Annotated in this window: 14 protein-coding genes; all 14 read left to right on the top strand. The window is 54.3% G+C overall.

Translation table 11 applies throughout. The features are described from left to right. Positions 1-30: 30 nt before the first annotated feature. The 14 genes from J4E05_RS13335 to J4E05_RS13400 all read left to right on the top strand — a co-directional run bounded on the left by J4E05_RS13335 (position 31) and on the right by J4E05_RS13400 (position 15,553). A complete protein-coding gene (locus J4E05_RS13335) occupies positions 31-924 on the top strand; it encodes a branched-chain amino acid ABC transporter permease (protein ID WP_085587117.1) in 894 nt (297 codons plus the stop codon). 18 nt (positions 925-942) lie between these two features. Then, complete coding sequence (locus J4E05_RS13340) at positions 943-2,016, top strand: branched-chain amino acid ABC transporter permease (protein WP_085587118.1); 1,074 nt, start codon at positions 943-945, stop codon at positions 2,014-2,016. 110 nt (positions 2,017-2,126) lie between these two features. Continuing rightward, a complete protein-coding gene (locus J4E05_RS13345) occupies positions 2,127-3,368 on the top strand; it encodes an ABC transporter substrate-binding protein (protein ID WP_349596355.1) in 1,242 nt (413 codons plus the stop codon). A 173-nt stretch (positions 3,369-3,541) separates the two neighbouring features. Further along, positions 3,542-4,363, top strand: coding sequence for an ABC transporter ATP-binding protein (locus J4E05_RS13350; protein WP_085587120.1), 822 nt, complete (start codon positions 3,542-3,544; stop codon positions 4,361-4,363). A gap of 87 nt (positions 4,364-4,450) precedes the next feature. Continuing rightward, the gene (locus J4E05_RS13355; RefSeq protein WP_349596358.1) at positions 4,451-5,689 is read left to right on the top strand and encodes a phenylacetate--CoA ligase family protein; all 1,239 of its coding nucleotides are present in this window, start codon (positions 4,451-4,453) and stop codon (positions 5,687-5,689) included. A gap of 277 nt (positions 5,690-5,966) precedes the next feature. Further along, the gene (locus J4E05_RS13360) at positions 5,967-7,142 is read left to right on the top strand and encodes a trans-sulfuration enzyme family protein (RefSeq protein WP_349596361.1); all 1,176 of its coding nucleotides are present in this window, start codon (positions 5,967-5,969) and stop codon (positions 7,140-7,142) included. A gap of 144 nt (positions 7,143-7,286) precedes the next feature. Beyond that, a complete protein-coding gene (locus J4E05_RS13365) occupies positions 7,287-8,492 on the top strand; it encodes an MFS transporter (protein ID WP_349596364.1) in 1,206 nt (401 codons plus the stop codon). Between the two features lie 473 nt (positions 8,493-8,965). After that, complete coding sequence (locus tag J4E05_RS13370; protein ID WP_349596367.1) at positions 8,966-11,833, top strand: monovalent cation/H+ antiporter subunit A; 2,868 nt, start codon at positions 8,966-8,968, stop codon at positions 11,831-11,833. Between the two features lie 4 nt (positions 11,834-11,837). Beyond that, positions 11,838-12,191 (top strand): Na+/H+ antiporter subunit C, encoded by a 354-nt coding sequence (locus J4E05_RS13375; protein WP_085587126.1) that lies wholly within the window; start codon positions 11,838-11,840, stop codon positions 12,189-12,191. Then, positions 12,191-13,747, top strand: a complete 1,557-nt coding sequence (locus tag J4E05_RS13380; protein ID WP_085587127.1) for a monovalent cation/H+ antiporter subunit D — start codon at positions 12,191-12,193, stop codon at positions 13,745-13,747. Before J4E05_RS13375 ends, J4E05_RS13380 begins: the two co-directional genes overlap by 1 nt. Before the next feature lie 18 nt (positions 13,748-13,765). Next, a complete protein-coding gene (locus J4E05_RS13385) occupies positions 13,766-14,260 on the top strand; it encodes a Na+/H+ antiporter subunit E (protein WP_246832784.1) in 495 nt (164 codons plus the stop codon). After that, positions 14,257-14,526: a K+/H+ antiporter subunit F gene (locus J4E05_RS13390; protein ID WP_085587129.1), complete on the top strand. Its 270-nt coding sequence runs from the start codon at positions 14,257-14,259 to the stop codon at positions 14,524-14,526. Before J4E05_RS13385 ends, J4E05_RS13390 begins: the two co-directional genes overlap by 4 nt. 11 nt (positions 14,527-14,537) lie before the next feature. Continuing rightward, complete coding sequence (locus J4E05_RS13395; protein WP_085587130.1) at positions 14,538-14,957, top strand: Na+/H+ antiporter subunit G; 420 nt, start codon at positions 14,538-14,540, stop codon at positions 14,955-14,957. Positions 14,958-15,160: 203 nt separating this feature from the next. Beyond that, positions 15,161-15,553: a VOC family protein gene (locus tag J4E05_RS13400; RefSeq protein WP_349596372.1), complete on the top strand. Its 393-nt coding sequence runs from the start codon at positions 15,161-15,163 to the stop codon at positions 15,551-15,553. The last annotated feature ends 28 nt before the right edge of the window (positions 15,554-15,581 follow it).

A 15,581-nucleotide genomic window follows, 5' to 3' on the forward strand; every position in this document is an offset into this window, starting at 1 on the left:
TTTGATCCTCGCCATGACAGGGATGGCACCATGAATTTTGAACTTTTGTTCCAGTTGCTGCTAAACGGGCTGATCGTCGGCACGCTTTATGGCGTGGTCGCCATGTGTTTCGTGCTGATTTATAAATCAACACAGGTGGTCAACTTTGCCCAGGGCGAATTTCTGCTGATTGGCGCGTGGGTTTGTTATGCGTTTCTGGTCGAATTTCAAATGCCGTTCTGGCTGGGCTTCGTTTTTACCCTATTGTTCATGCTGGCATTTGGCGTGATTTTGCAACTGGTTGTGCTGCGCCCGATGATTGGCGAACCGATTATTTCCGTGATCATGGTGACGATTGGCCTGTCGATTTTCTTTCAGGCCGCAACCAAATGGATTTTCGGGGCCACCACGGCAACCTACCCGCAAGTATTTGAAACCCGTGCGATTTCGATTGGCGGCATGCAAATTGAAACCGCCTATATCATGAGCTTTGCCATATCGCTGGTGATCATGGCGGCGTTTTACTGGTTTTTCAAATATTCCAAACTGGGTTTGGCAATGCGGGCAACCGCCTTTGACCAGCAGGTGGCGCAAAGCCTGGGCATTTCGGTGAAAACCGTGTTTGCCATGTCCTGGGCCATATCGGCAATGGTTTCGGGGGTTGCGGGTATTGTGATTGGCATGGTTAACGGCGTGTCGTCCGGCTTGTCGGTGATCGGCATCAAGGTGTTTCCGGCGGTTATTCTGGGCGGGCTTGATTCCATTATCGGCGCCATTGCCGGCGGGGTGATTATTGGGCTGCTTGAAAACGGGGCCGAATTTGTCGACGGGCAGTATCTGCACTGGGGCAACCTGTTTTCCATCGCACCGTTTTATGTGCTGATCGTTATTTTGTGCATCAAGCCTTATGGCCTGTTTGGCACCAAAGACATCGAACGTATCTGATCAGGGGGACGAACCATTATGGCCGGCTTTTCAATGCGTCCCTGCGGCGATTTTCGCACCACCTATCGCCAGGATACCCGCATTTTCGATACTACTTTTGTGCGTTACGCCGCCGTGTTTGGCGTGGTGGCAACGGCATTGATGCCCTTTGTGCTCGATGGCTATTACGTTAATCTGTTTATTCAGATTTCCTATTTTGCCATTGCGGCCCTGGGCTTGAATATTCTGGTCGGTTTTACCGGGCAAATCTCGCTCGGGCATGCTGCTTTTTTCGGTTTCGGGGCCTTTGCCTCGGCCTGGATCAACAATCACACCGGCATTCCGGTTTTGTTATCCATTCCGCTGGCCGGGTTGCTAACCGCGGCGGTGGGTTTGCTGTTTGGCCTGCCTGCCGCACGCATCAAAGGGCTTTATCTGGCGATTGCCACCCTTGCTGCACAGTTTATTTTAGAAGATTTCTTTGCCCGGGCTGACTGGTTTACCGGCGGGTCTTACGGGGCGGCGGCCAATCCGATTAATGTGTTTGGCTATGAAGTGGTTGATGATTTCAGCTTCTTTTATGTGTGCCTGTTTTTTCTGGTGATCATGTATGTGCTGGGCAGTAATCTGATGCGGTCGCGCGACGGGCGGGCATTTGTCGCGGTGCGTGATCATTATCTGTCTGCCGAAATCATGGGCATCAGCCTGACCAAATACCGGTTGCTGAGCTTTGCGGTTTCATCGTTTTACGCCGGGATCGGCGGGGCGATTTATGGGCATTATCTGGGCTATGTCTCGGCCGAGGGCTTCACCATTTTGCTGTCGATCCAGTTTTTGGGCATGATCATTATTGGTGGCCTGGGATCGGTCAAAGGGGCCTTGATGGGCACTGTTTTTATGGTGTTGTTGCCCGAAGTCATGGAAACCGGTGTCAGTGCCTTAAGCGTTTTTGACTGGGCCAACAGCACCGCGGTGACCGATGGCCTGGCTTATATCAAGGAGATGGCGATCGGTCTGGCCATCATCCTGTTCCTGATTTTTGAACCCGACGGGTTAGCACACCGTTGGCAACAGATCAGGGCGTACTGGAAGCTTTATCCCTTCTCGTACTGACCAAACCCCCGCCTGCCACATCATAAAAATATCTATCGGCAGGATAATAAAAACATGGGGGAGACCGGGAGGCTTTTTTGTTCAATGAAACGTCCAAGGGAGACGTCGAGATGAAGAAACTGATTGCGGCAACCGCGATGATCACAACCGCCCTGTCGGTTGGCGCGGCAAAGGCTGAAGACAGCGTGTTTGTCGGCCATTTGATGGATATTACCGGCGCGACCGGCTTTATCGGCAAGTTTTATGCCGACGGGGTACGTGATGCCCTTTCCTATATTAATGAAAATGGCGGTATTTCCGGCACCCCGCTGGAATTTGAATCGGTTGATTATGCCTATAAGGTTCCCCAGGCGATTGCCAATTATAAAAAATGGCGTTCGCGCAACAACATGATCGCGATGCAGGGCTGGGGAACGGGTGACACCGAAGCGCTGATTTCGTTTGTTGCCAAGGATGAAGTGCCGGTCTATTCGGCATCCTATTCCGGCCATCTGACCGACCCGACGGGCAAAAACCCCAAAACCGCCAAACCGGCCCCCTATAACTTCTTTTATGGCGCATCCTATTCCGATGCCTGCCGCGCGATGGTGCAGTGGGCCGCGAAAGACTGGAAAGACAAGGGCGGCGAAGGCAAACCGGTATTTAGCCATATCGGCGATAACCACCCTTACCCGAACGCGCCCAAGGAAGCCTGCGCCGAATATGCCAATGAACTGGGTTTTGACGTCACCAACCCGGTTGTTGTGTCGATGAAGCCGGGGGATTTCAAGGCGCAATGCCTGACGCTGAAAGAAGCCGGAACCGATTATGGTTATTTGGGCAATCTTGGCCCGTCGGTTGTGTCGCTGGTGAAGTCCTGCGGGACGGTTGGTGTGGACCCGACCTGGCTTGCCAATATCTGGGCGGGGGATTACGAAACCCTGAAAACCATTGGCGATGTTGATAATTACATCTTCCCGGTGATGACCAGTTTCTGGACGGACGAAGGCGTGCCGGGCATGGACCTTGTACGCAAGATTTCGATGGAATCAGACAAATCGGGCAAGGAATTTCGCACCCATCATTACATTCGCGGCATTTGCTCGGTCTATTACATGAAAGAAGCCATGGAATGGGCCAAGGAAAATGGCGGCATTACCGGGCCGAATATCAAAAAGGGCATGTATGCCCGTTCTGACTGGGTGCCTAAAGGTCTTGAAGGCGTTTGCATGCCCGCCACCTGGACAGCCGAAGACCATCGCGGCATTAACACTGTCAATATCTATAGCGGTGAAGCCCATGACGGCGACATCAAGGTCACCAAACTTGAAACCGTGACCCTGCCGCGCCGCGACGACTGGCTTGGCTATTAAGATCAGCCTCCTTTCGGTTTGAAAGGATGTCTCCCGCCTGGTGCCGGAACCTGCTGTTTTCCCGAACGGTTTCGGCACCATGGTGGCAGGGACGGGGGCGTTTCCCCGGTGTGACGTATTGTTTTTTGATTTGTTTTGTTTTGTTTTTATCGCTGCCATTGCGAAGGTGATTTATGTCCGAACCCGCCCGCAAGACCGAAACCGCACCGCCGCTTTTGTCGGTAAATAACATTGAAGTCGTTTATGACGAGGTGATCCTTGTGTTGCGCGGCGTGTCGCTTGATGTGCCACAGGGCAGTATCGTAACCCTGCTTGGCCCCAACGGAGCGGGGAAATCCACCACGCTTAAGGCCATATCGGGATTGTTGAAAACCGAGGACGGCGAAGTTACCCGCGGCGAAATTACCTTTGATGGCAAGCCGATTTCCAACAAATATCCCGAAGATATCGTGCGGTCCGGCATTTTTCAGGTGATGGAAGGGCGGCGCATTATCGAGGATATGACCTGCCTGGAAAACCTGCGTCTGGGGGCCTACACCCGCAAGGACAAGGGCGTTAAAGACGATATCGAAATGGTTTACGAGTATTTCCCGCGTTTGCGTGAACGTAACGGGCTGGCCGGGTATTTGTCGGGTGGGGAACAGCAGATGCTGGCGATTGGCCGGTCTCTGATGGCGCGCCCGAAAATGATTTTGCTTGATGAACCCTCGATGGGCCTGTCACCCTTGCTGGTGAAAGAAGTGTTTGGCATTATCGAGAAAATCAATCGCGATCAGGGTATTACCATGCTGATCGTCGAGCAGAACGCCAATTTTGCCTTAAAAGTGGCCGATTACGGGTACATTATGGAAAGTGGCAAGGTGGTGCTGGACGGCACGCGCGATGAACTTTTGAACAACGAGGACGTTAAGGAATTTTACCTTGGCGGCGGGTCGGAAGACCGCAAAAGTTTCAAAAACATCAAATCCTATAAACGGCGCAAACGCTGGCTGTAAACGGCGTTTCCGGCTTTGTTTTCAAGTCGATGCACGGGCGGGAAACAGGCCACCTTTTAGGTGAAACTCTATCAAACGGGACGGGCCATGACATTGCAAACCTATTTCGACGACAAGGAAACCCAGGCCCCCGATGCCCGCGAAGGCCGTTTGCTGGCATCCCTGCCGGGGTTGATTGCCCATGCGCGCGATAAATCCAGCGGCTTTGGCGCAATATTGCAAAATATTGCCAGTGTTGCGGTTACCAACCGGCAGGAACTGGCAAAGCTGCCGGTAACGCGTAAATCCGATTTGATTGCGATGCAGGCAGAAAAGCCGCCTTTTGCCGGATTAAACGCAACGCCCATTGGCGCGCTTGCCCGCATTTTTCAAAGCCCGGGGCCAATTTACGACCCTGAAGGCAAGGGGGATGACTGGTGGCGCATGGGGCGGGCCTATTTTGCTGCCGGTTTTCGCCCCGGTGACGTTATTCATAATTGCATGTCGTATCATTTAACGCCGGGTGGCTTTATTTTTGATAGCGGCGCGCGGGCATGCGGTTGTGCGGTGGTCCCTGCCGGGGTGGGGCAAACCGAAGTGCAGGTTAAGGCCATTGCCGATATCCGCCCGACCGGCTATGCCGGAACGCCATCGTTTTTGAAAATCCTGCTGGAAAAAGCCGACGAAATGGGCGCGGATGTATCATCGATCAGCCGTGCGCTGGTGTCGGGCGAGGCCCTGCCCGAGAAATTGCGCGGCTGGTTTGCCGAACGCGGCGTAACGATGCTGCAATGTTATGCCAGTGCCGATCTGGGCCTGATTGCTTATGAAAGTGATGCCCGCGACGGCATGATCGTTGCCGAGGATATTATTGTTGAGATTGTCCGCCCCGGCACCGGCACCCCGGTGGCCGACGGTGAAGTCGGCGAGGTTCTGGTAACATCCCTTAATATGGATTATCCGCTGGTGCGGTTTGCTACCGGCGATTTATCGGCGATTTTGCCGGGCCAAAGCCCCTGTGGGCGCACGAACCAGCGCATCAAGGGCTGGATGGGCCGGGCCGACCAGACCACCAAGGTTAAAGGTATGTTTGTTCACCCGCAACAAGTGGCCGAAGTGGTGCGGCGTCACCCGGAAATTGCCAAGGCACGGCTGGTTGTTTCACGCGTGAATGATAATGATGTGATGACACTGGCCTGTGAAACCGATGCCGCCGATTTTAATGCTGACGCGGTGGGCAGCACCGTTCATGACGTGTGCAAACTGCGAGGTGTGGTTGAACCCGCAACATTGGGCAGCCTGCCCAATGACGGCAAGGTGATTGATGATCAGCGCGACTATAGTTGAAATTTAACCGGGTTATTTGAACAAGTCCGGTGGTGGCTTTTGTCTCTGCCGGGCTTTCATTCCCGCTCGGGAATAAACTGGCTGTGCGATTTTTATCGTGCAGCCTTTTTTTTCGGCGTTTTGAAACCGCCAGAACAGCCTTGCGCGGTGTGATGAAATGCGATTTGTTAAGAATTCAAATTGTTTACACACCGTCGCCTGACGTTGTTATCGCCGCCACCACTATTTGCACCGTGTTTCACACACCCGCATTGTCCCCACCCAAGGAGCGCCCCGCATGAAAGACAAAACTGTTTGTGTTTGCCCGCCCGAAGTATCGCATGAAGGTTTTGCCAGCCTGGCAACACCGGTATATCGGGCATCGACCATTGCTTTTCCCAATGCAGCGGCCTTTGCCAACAGGGCGGATCGTGGACCAAACGGATATGTTTATGGCCTGCATGGCACCCCGACCAGCCGCACACTGGAAGCCGCCATTTCTGCCCTGGAGGGGGCGGCGCACACCATGTTGCAACCCTCGGGGCAGGCATCTATTTCGGTGGTGTTTCTGGCATTGTTAAAGCCGGGCGATACTGTTTTGATCCCCGATTGTGCCTATCCGCCGGTGAGTTCGCTGTGCAATGGCTATTTGGCGGAACGCGGCATTGCGCACCGGGTGTATGACCCGTTGATTGGTGGCGATATTGCCGGGTTGATTGACGATAGCGTGAAGCTGGTTTGGGTTGAAAGCCCTGGTTCGGCAACAATGGAAGTGCAGGATTTACCCGCCATTGCAAAGGCTGCCCACGACCGGGGCGTGCCGGTGGGGATTGATAACACCTGGGCCAGCCCGCTGCATTTTAAACCGCTGGCCTATGGTGCCGACATTGTGGTGGAAGCCCTGACCAAATATTTTGGCGGCCATTCCGATTTGCTGATGGGGTCGGTGTCGGTTAATGACGATGTGTTATACGACAAATTGAAATCCACCATGACCATGCTGGGCATCGGCGTGTCGCCTGATGACTGTTCGCTGGTGTTGCGCGGCATGGAAACCATGGCTGTTCGCTTGAAACATGGCAGCGACGTTGCCCTGGATTTTGCCAAACGCATGGCGGAAATTATTGACCCGGCGCTGATCATGCATCCGGCTTTGCCAACCCACCCGCAACACGGCATGTGGCTCCGCGATTTTGCCGGCGCCAGTGCCTTGTTCAGCCTTATGATTCCGGCGGATATGACGGACGAGCTGGATGGCCTGATCGACCAGGCGCAGACATTTTCCATTGGCGCATCGTGGGGCGGCACCCACAGCCTGATGGTGCCCATGGCAATTGGCACCATGCGCCAGTTTGTTGGTAATGCCCCCAGTGGCCTTGTTTTGCGCCTGTCGATTGGTATGGAAGACCCGGACGACTTGTGGGCCGACCTGGCCCCGATCCTTGCGGCCATCGCCCGGCATCAACCGGCCTGAACCGGCCTGAACCGGCCGAAACCGGCCGAAACCAGAACCGCCATCCCCGCAATAACAACCACCCCCGCCCTGCCAATGGTTCGCGATAGGCAGGGCGGGGGATATGTGTATGATTATAAAATCATTTTAAAAAAGGGGATCGGGGTGCGGGGTACAAAAACCATTGAAGTCAGCCTGATCACGGTTTGTCAGCTTTTGGCGCTGTCATTGTGGTTTTCGGCAACGGCGGTTTTGCCGCAATTGCGGGCTGAATTTCATTTGGGCGCGCTGCAATCGTCGCTGTTTACCAGTTCGGTGGTGATGGGGTTTATTGCTGGTACCCTGATCAGCGCATTTCTGGGCCTGGCCGACCGGTTGGACCCGCGCCGCTTTTTTGCCCTGTGTGCGTTGGTGGCAGGCACGGCTAATATCCTGATTTTAACCGTGCCGGTTGATGGTGTGGTGGTTATTTTGCTGCGCCTGTTAACCGGCATGTGCATGGCGGGCATCTATCCGATTGGCATGAAAATGGTGGCGACCTGGGCACGCGGTGATACCGGGTTTCTGGTCGGGCTTTTGGTGGGGGCGCTAACATTGGGGTCGGCCTTGCCGCATTTGTTTTCGGTTGCCTTGCCACTTGACTGGCGCTGGGTGATCGTGGCGGCAAGTTGTTCGGCATGGCTGGCGGCCTTTGGCGTGATGTTTGTCAAACTGGGGGGCACGCCGGCACGATCGCCCCGGTTCGACCCGCGTGTGGTGGGGCATATTATTGCCGATAAACCGTTACGCTATGCCGGTTATGGTTATTTCGGCCATATGTGGGAACTGTATGCCATGTGGGGCTGGACGGGGTTGTTCCTGTTTCGCACCTATCAGGAACGCGGCATGGATAATGCTGCCGCATGGGCCGCCTTAACCACCTTTGCCATTGTGGGCATCGGGGCGCTGGGCAGTTTGCTGGGCGGGATATTTGCTGATCGCTGGGGCAGAACCACCATTACGATTGCAGCAATGACGATTAGCGGGTTTTGTGCCCTTGTAACAGGGGCACTGGCCGGGGCACCGTTGCCGGTGCTGGTGATTGTGTGTCTGATCTGGGGAATTTCGGTTGTGGCCGATTCTGCCCAGTTTTCGTCCTGTGTGATCGAACTTGCCGAGCCCGCCCATATCGGCACCGCCCTGACATTGCAAAATGCGGTGGGTTTTTTGATTGCGTTGATATCGATACATCTGGTGCCTTTGGTGGCCGATGCCTTTGGCTGGTGGGCATCTTTTGCGATGCTGGCGATTGGTCCTGTGATGGGGGTTATAGCCATGACGCGATTACGGGCCATGCCCGAAGCTGTTAAACTGGCGCAAGGACGGCGTTAGTCGTTCTTTTGCATAGGAAAAATGCAAAAAAATATTGCCAGAAAAGCAAAAACGGCGCTTTTTCATGGGTGATCAGGATCACTTGACCCATTAGGGTGCGATCCCATTAATAGGATTGTCGTGATCGCCCGGATTTGTGCGGATGTCTGGCGTGAAATTGTGAAAAGATAACAATCTTTCAAGGTTTTGCGCCCATGCAGCCTAGTAGGTGCGGGGGGTGAATGGGGAGCCAATATAAAAGCAAATTTCTATGACCAGTCCCTGGTTTCAGGGGTGCCTTACCGGGGCGGGCAGGAATTTGTTCTTATATTGGTTGCCGCGACGATCAGGTTCGTGGGTTTGCACCCTTGGTAATAAAAATGCACGGGTGGGGTTTTCTTGACCATATTCAGGACAAATATTAGGTTCTGCCAGAATTTTCTTGCTGCGCGCGCGGGGGCGTTGCGTCATCTTCCAAAAAACAAGGGTCTTTCATGAGTCTTACCCTCATTGTTTTGCTTCCCTTCCTTGGCGCGCTGCTGCCAGCGATATTGATCAGGGCCGGACGTAACACCTGTGCCACTGCCGCCGGATTGGTGACTTCAACAGCATTGATATTGCTGGCATCACTGGCCCCGGCGGTTATGGCGGGTGAAGTGATTCATGTCCGATATGAATGGCTGCCCGCCCTGGGCCTTAATGTGAATTTCTTCCTCGACGGGTTGGGGTTGCTGTTTGCCACCCTGATTTTGGGGATCGGGCTGTTAATCATTATTTATGCCCGGTTTTATCTGTCGAAAAGCGATCCGATGGGCCGGTTCTATGTGTTCCTGTTGCTGTTCCAGGGCGCGATGGTCGGCATCGTTACATCTGATAATATCTTGCTGTTGCTGATTTTCTGGGAATTGACGTCGTTAAGTTCGTTCCTGCTGATCGGGTATTGGAAACACCTGCCCGAAGGTCGTCAGGGCGCGCGAATGGCGCTGACCGTGACCGGGGCCGGTGGCCTTTCGATGATTGCCGGGATGCTGATTTTGGGCAATATCGTTGGGTCCTATGACATCAGCGTGATTTTGCAGCATGGCGACATGATCAAATCATCGCCGCTTTATGCGCTGGCAACCGTGCTGATTTTGCTGGGCTGTTTGACCAAATCGGCACAGTTTCCGTTTCATTTCTGGTTGCCCCACGCCATGGCGGCACCGACCCCTGTTTCGGCTTATCTGCATTCGGCAACCATGGTGAAAGCCGGGTTGTTTTTGATGGCGCGGCTGTGGCCGGTTCTGTCGGGCACGGATGAATGGTTTTACATCGTTGCGACATCGGGCCTGATCACGATGGTGATGGGGGCCTGGATTGCCATGTTCAAGGATGATCTGAAAGGGCTTCTGGCCTATTCAACCGTCAGTCACCTTGGCCTTGTGACCATGCTGTTTGGTTTCGGAACGCCGCTTGCGGCTGTGGCGGGTGTGTTTCACATCATCAACCATGCCACTTTCAAGGCCGCCCTGTTTATGACAGCGGGCATTATTGACCACGAAGCCGGCACGCGCAGCATTCGCCGCCTTGGCGGTCTTGCATCCTTGATGCCGATTGCGGCAACCATTGGTGTTATTGCCGCGGCCTCGATGGGGGGCACGCCGCCGTTTAACGGGTTCCTGTCCAAGGAAATGATGCTTGATGAATCGCTGCATATGGCGTGGCTGGGGCAGGATTGGGTTTTCCCGGTTCTTGTTACGGTCGGGGCGCTGTTTTCAGTGGCTTATTCGTTCCGCTTTATTGTGCATGTGTTTTTTGGCCCCAAACAGCCGGAATACCCGCATCACCCTCATGACCCGGGCATTGGCCTGTGGGGCCCGCCTGCATTATTGACCGTGCTGGTGGTGTTAATCGGCCTGTTCCCGGCGGCAACGGCGGGGCCGCTGGTCGAGGTTACATCGCGTGCGGTTATTGGCGGGGCTTTGCCGGAATTTCATCTGGCCCTGTGGCATGGTTTTAATACGCCGCTGATGTTAAGTTCGATTGCGATTATTGGTGGTTTGTTACTGTTGTGGCGCCATCCGGGGCTGATGACTGCAACCAAAAACCTGTCGCGGCCCGAAGCCAAGGCAATGTTTGATTGCTTTATCCAAAAGCTGGTCGGACTGGCGCGTGGCATAACGGACCTGTTCCACAGCGGATCGTTGCAGCTTTATCTGTCGATTATGGTGGTGGCGGCCATTGCCATTGGTTTGGCCGGTTTTTATACCCATGACGGATATGTTGCCGGAACGCGCGAATTGTTGCCGGTGAGTGTGCCGGTGGTGATCGGCTGGGCGCTTTTGATGCTGACCTGTGCGGCAACCCTGATTTTGCACTATAACCGTTTGCTGGTGTTGCTGTTCGTTGGTGTGATCGGCCTGATTGTGTCGCTGGGCTTTATTTACCTGTCGGCACCTGATCTGGCCCTGACACAGATTTCGGTCGAGGTTGTGACCGTTATTCTCATGATGCTGGCCCTGAACATTCTGCCCAAGGAAACCCCGCGTGAAAGCACGACCGGGCGGCGTTTCCGCGATATACTGATTGCGGTGGTCGCGGGCCTTGGCATGGGCGGTGCCGTGTGGGCAGTAATGACCCGTGATGGTGTCACCATTGCCGATTATTACCTGCAAAATTCGTTGTCGCAGGGCGGCGGGCATAACGTTGTGAACGTTATTCTGGTCGACTTCCGTGGTTACGATACGTTTGGCGAAATTACGGTGCTGGGCATTGCAGCCCTGACGATTTTTGCCCTGATCGAAAGTGTTGCCAGCGGCAAGGCTGCGGCACGCCTGGCGAACTGGGTGAAGGACCACCGTGAATCAGCCGAACGTCACCCGTTGATGATGGTGATTGCAACGCGTGTGATGTTGCCATTGTCGCTAATGGTGGGGGTTTACATCTTCCTGCGCGGGCATAACGAACCGGGTGGCGGCTTTATTGCCGGTCTGGTCGTTTCCATCGCCCTGATCATGCAATATATGGCATCCGGCTTTGGCTGGACCCAGAACCGCATGCGGGCCAATTACCATGCCATGATCGCGCTGGGCGTAATTGCGGCCGCGTTAACGGGCATGGGGGCATGGGTTGCGGGCTATCCGTTCCTGACCAGTACCTTTGGTCATTTCCATATTCCGTTTATTGGCGATATTGAACTTGCCAGTGCCATGGGCTTTGACCTTGGCGTGTTCCTGACAGTGGTGGGGGCGGTGATGCTGGCCCTGGCCAAACTGTCGCAGGTTGAACGCATGGCCGAACATATCGATATCAATACCGAACCGATGGATCACGATCCGTCATCGGGGCGGCCCCTGTCGTCGCCACAGCAGAACGAGGCCTGATATTATGGAGTTTCTGGTAGCAAGCAGTATCGGCCTTCTGACAGCATGTGGCGTTTACATGCTGTTGCGTGGCAGGACGTTTCCTGTCGTGATCGGGTTGTCGTTATTGTCCTATGCGGTGAACGTGTTTTTGTTTGCCATGGGCCGGTTGCAGGTAGACCTGCCGCCGATCATTCGCGATACCGCAACGGGCTATACCGACCCGATCCCCCAGGCGCTGGTGTTAACGGCGATTGTTATTTCGTTTGGCATGACAGCGCTGATCGTGGTGCTGGCCCTGCGAACCTATCTCGAGATCGGCAATGACCATGTTGATGGACTTTCCGGTGGCCCCACTGATACCGGAGAACAGAAATAATGGGTAACTGGATGATTGTTCCCGTCGTGCTGCCGGCTGTTATGGCAGCATTGACTGTTCTGGCGGTGCGCCATGACCTGGTATTGCAGCGGGTTTTTTCCGCGGCAACCGTGCTGGCTTTGCTGGCGGTATCGGTGGCACTGGTCTTTCATGCCGCCCATACCGGCCCGGAAATGTATGCACTGGGCAACTGGCCGACCCCGTTTGGCATTGTGCTGGTTCTGGACCGCCTGTCGGCGATGATGGTGTTGCTGACATCTATTCTGGCCGCCATCGTGTGGTTTTATTCGGCCCGCGAATGGGACAAACGTGGCAAACATTTCCATGCCCTGTTTCAGTTCCAGCTGATGGGGGTGAATGGCGCGTTTCTGACCGGTGACTTCTTTAACCTGTTTGTGTTTTTTGAAGTCCTGCTGATCGCGTCTTATGGCCTGATGTTGCATGGTGCGGGTGAAAACCGCCTTAAAGCCGGGATGCAGTATATTGTTGTGAACCTGACCGGTTCCAGCCTGTTTCTGATTGGCGTTGGCCTGATTTATGCCGTAACAGGCACGCTGAATATGGCGGACCTGGCCCTGAAAGTGCCGCTGGTTCCCGATAGCGACCTGGCCTTGTTAAAGGCAGGCGCGCTGATTTTGTTTCTGGTGTTTTGCATCAAAGCCGCCATGGTGCCAATGCACTTTTGGTTGCCGGGCACCTATGCCAATGCCCCGGCCCCGGTTGCGGCCCTGTTTGCCATTATGACCAAGGTGGGTGCCTATTCGATTTTGCGGTTGTATTCGCTGGCATTTGGCGGGTCGGCGGGCGATTTGTCGTGGCTGGTTGCGCCTTATTTACTGCCCGCGGCGATTGTGACGCTGGTTGTGGGTATGGTCGGTGTGCTGGCGGCAAGGCAGCTTAACCGCATGGTGGCCTTTGCCGTGGTAGGGTCGATGGGGACCATGATGATTTCGGTTTCCCTGTTCACCCCGGATTCTGTGGCTGCCGGTTTGTATTACATGCTGCATTCCACCTTTGCCGGTGCGGCAATGTTTCTGGTCGCCGATCTGATTATTTCACGACGCGGCCAGTATGGCGGCAGCCTTAATTCAGCCCCCGATATTCGTCAAAGCGGCTTGATTGCGGTGATGTTTTTTATGGCGGCTATTGCCATGGCAAGCCTGCCGCCTTTGTCCGGGTTTTTGGGGAAATTGCAAATCCTGTCTGCGGCGCGTGAATCGCAATATGCGGTGTGGATCTGGGTGGTTATCCTGGGAACATCGTTCCTGAATATCGTTGGTTTTGGCCGCGCGGGCAGTGTTCTTTTCTGGAAAAGTTCGGCGGTAGAAGGCGAAATTCAAACCGCATCGGACCAGGCATTTCCCAAACAAACCGTTATTGCGGCGGGCATGATGCTGGCGATGCTGGTGGCGTTAACCGTGTTTGCCGGGCCGATCACCGGTTATTTGCACGATACCAGTGCCGAACTGTTTGATACCACCGACTATATCCGCGCGGTAATGGGGGCCGATACCCCCGTTGCCGAGATCACCACCGTTGCGCCGTTTGCGCAATAAGCAGCAGAAAGGACAGTGATGATGTTGAAACGTTATCTTCCCCACCCGCTGCTCAGCGTGGCCCTGATTGTAATCTGGGTGATGCTGGCCAACGAGATTTCGGTTGGTACGGTGGTGTTTGCCGTTATTCTGGCTGTAATTATTCCGTTGATCAGCCAGAGCTTCTGGCCGGGGCGGCCCAAGGTCGGCAATATCTGGGCGATTTGCGAATATGGCCTGATTGTTCTGTGGGATATTCTGGTTGCCAATGTCGTGGTGGCAGGGCTGGTTCTGTTTCGCAAGGCAGACAGCCTGGAACCTGCCAGCGTTACCGTGCCGCTGGATTTGACATCGCCCGAAGCCATTACCGCCCTTGCCGGTACCATTACCATGACGCCTGGTACTGTTACGGTCGATCTGTCGCGCGATGCACGGTCGCTTCTGGTGCATTGCCTGCATGCCCCTGACCCGCAAGGGGTGATTGACGATATCAAATCGCGCTACGAACGCCGTTTGAAGGAGATTTTCGAATGATAGAATATGCCCTGAATTTTGCGTTTGTGTGCGCGGGTCTGTCGTTGCTGATCAATTTGTGGCGTTTGTCATTCGGGCCAACCATTGCGGATCGGGTTTTGGCGGTTGATACGATGGCGATTAATGGCATCGCGCTTTTGGTGCTGTATGGCATTGGCCGGGCAACATCGATGTATTTTGAAGCCGCCTTGCTGTTTGCGATGGTTGGTTTTGTGTCCACCGTGGCCTATTGCAAGTTCGTGCTGCGCGGCGACATCATCGAATAGGAATGGATGTGATGGAATTTTTTGCTGAACTTGTCATTTCTGTTCTGATTGTGATCGGCGGGTTGTTCACCCTGATCGGTTCGTTCGGGCTGGTGAAACTGCCCCATTTGTTGATGCGCCTGCATGCCCCGACCAAGGCAACGACCGTGGGCGTTGGTTCGATTTTGATCGCATCGATGCTGTTTTTCTGGATCGAACAGGGCACATTCACCATTCATGAATTGCTGATCACGATCTTTTTGTTTCTGACAGCACCGATTACCGCCAATTTGATTGGCAAGGCGTATCTGCTGCGCCATGTCGATCCGCATGAAGAATTGCCCCATACCGGCGAAAAGGAAGGCTGGGCCACGTTTGACCCCCGCCATCCCGAAGAATACCCCAAAGATCCGGGTAAATTACCGCAGGAAGAAGCCCGCAAAACGGACTGAGCAATCGGCTTCTATTTGCGCGCAAGGATGCATATGATCAACACCGGTTCCGGCAGCGGGACCGGTGTTTTTGTTTGTGTTGGGAACTGTCATGAGGGTTGCAGCATAATGGTTTTCGATGAAACACCAGCAGATGGTTTTTGCTATACTGTGGCAAAGTTGCAAACCGAATAACGAATAATCGCAAATTGAGAGGGCGTTCCATGGCCGTACTTAGCCACATTACTCTGGGCACCAATGACAAAGCCCGATCTGCAAGATTTTATGATGCGGTTTTAGGGGCTATCGGGTTTGAACGCCTGCCAAAGCCGCCTGAAAAACCGCTGGCCTATGAACGTGGTGGCGAGATGCCCATGATTTATATTTACAGTCCCGAAGATGGCCGTCCGGCAACATGGGGCAACGGCACCCATATCGCCTTTCTGGCAGACCGGCGCGAACAGGTGCGTGCCTTTCATGAACTGGCTATGAAAAATGGTGGCATGAACGAAGGCGAACCGGGCGAGCGCCCGCATTACGGGGCGGATTATTATGCAGCTTATGTGCGCGACCCGGACGGTAATAAATTGCAAGCCGTATGTTACGCCCCGGAATGATGCTATGTTGGTATTGCTGCGAAGGCAG

The sequence above is a fragment of the Thalassospira sp. NFXS8 genome (assembly GCF_040148805.1).
Taxonomy (GTDB): domain Bacteria; phylum Pseudomonadota; class Alphaproteobacteria; order Rhodospirillales; family Thalassospiraceae; genus Thalassospira.

What these genes read in the sequence shown, in the direction of transcription:
- J4E05_RS13385 (WP_246832784.1), top strand. Translation starts at nt 13,766, where the DNA reads ATGATGTTGAAACGTTATCTTCCCCACCCGCTGCTCAGCGTGGCCCTG.
- J4E05_RS13375 (WP_085587126.1), top strand. Translation starts at nt 11,838, where the DNA reads ATGGAGTTTCTGGTAGCAAGCAGTATCGGCCTTCTGACAGCATGTGGC.
- J4E05_RS13380 (WP_085587127.1), top strand. Translation starts at nt 12,191, where the DNA reads ATGGGTAACTGGATGATTGTTCCCGTCGTGCTGCCGGCTGTTATGGCA.
- J4E05_RS13360 (WP_349596361.1), top strand. Translation starts at nt 5,967, where the DNA reads ATGAAAGACAAAACTGTTTGTGTTTGCCCGCCCGAAGTATCGCATGAA.
- J4E05_RS13390 (WP_085587129.1), top strand. Translation starts at nt 14,257, where the DNA reads ATGATAGAATATGCCCTGAATTTTGCGTTTGTGTGCGCGGGTCTGTCG.
- J4E05_RS13345 (WP_349596355.1), top strand. Translation starts at nt 2,127, where the DNA reads ATGAAGAAACTGATTGCGGCAACCGCGATGATCACAACCGCCCTGTCG.
- J4E05_RS13350 (WP_085587120.1), top strand. Translation starts at nt 3,542, where the DNA reads ATGTCCGAACCCGCCCGCAAGACCGAAACCGCACCGCCGCTTTTGTCG.
- J4E05_RS13355 (WP_349596358.1), top strand. Translation starts at nt 4,451, where the DNA reads ATGACATTGCAAACCTATTTCGACGACAAGGAAACCCAGGCCCCCGAT.
- J4E05_RS13335 (WP_085587117.1), top strand. Translation starts at nt 31, where the DNA reads ATGAATTTTGAACTTTTGTTCCAGTTGCTGCTAAACGGGCTGATCGTC.
- J4E05_RS13395 (WP_085587130.1), top strand. Translation starts at nt 14,538, where the DNA reads ATGGAATTTTTTGCTGAACTTGTCATTTCTGTTCTGATTGTGATCGGC.
- J4E05_RS13400 (WP_349596372.1), top strand. Translation starts at nt 15,161, where the DNA reads ATGGCCGTACTTAGCCACATTACTCTGGGCACCAATGACAAAGCCCGA.
- J4E05_RS13340 (WP_085587118.1), top strand. Translation starts at nt 943, where the DNA reads ATGGCCGGCTTTTCAATGCGTCCCTGCGGCGATTTTCGCACCACCTAT.
- J4E05_RS13370 (WP_349596367.1), top strand. Translation starts at nt 8,966, where the DNA reads ATGAGTCTTACCCTCATTGTTTTGCTTCCCTTCCTTGGCGCGCTGCTG.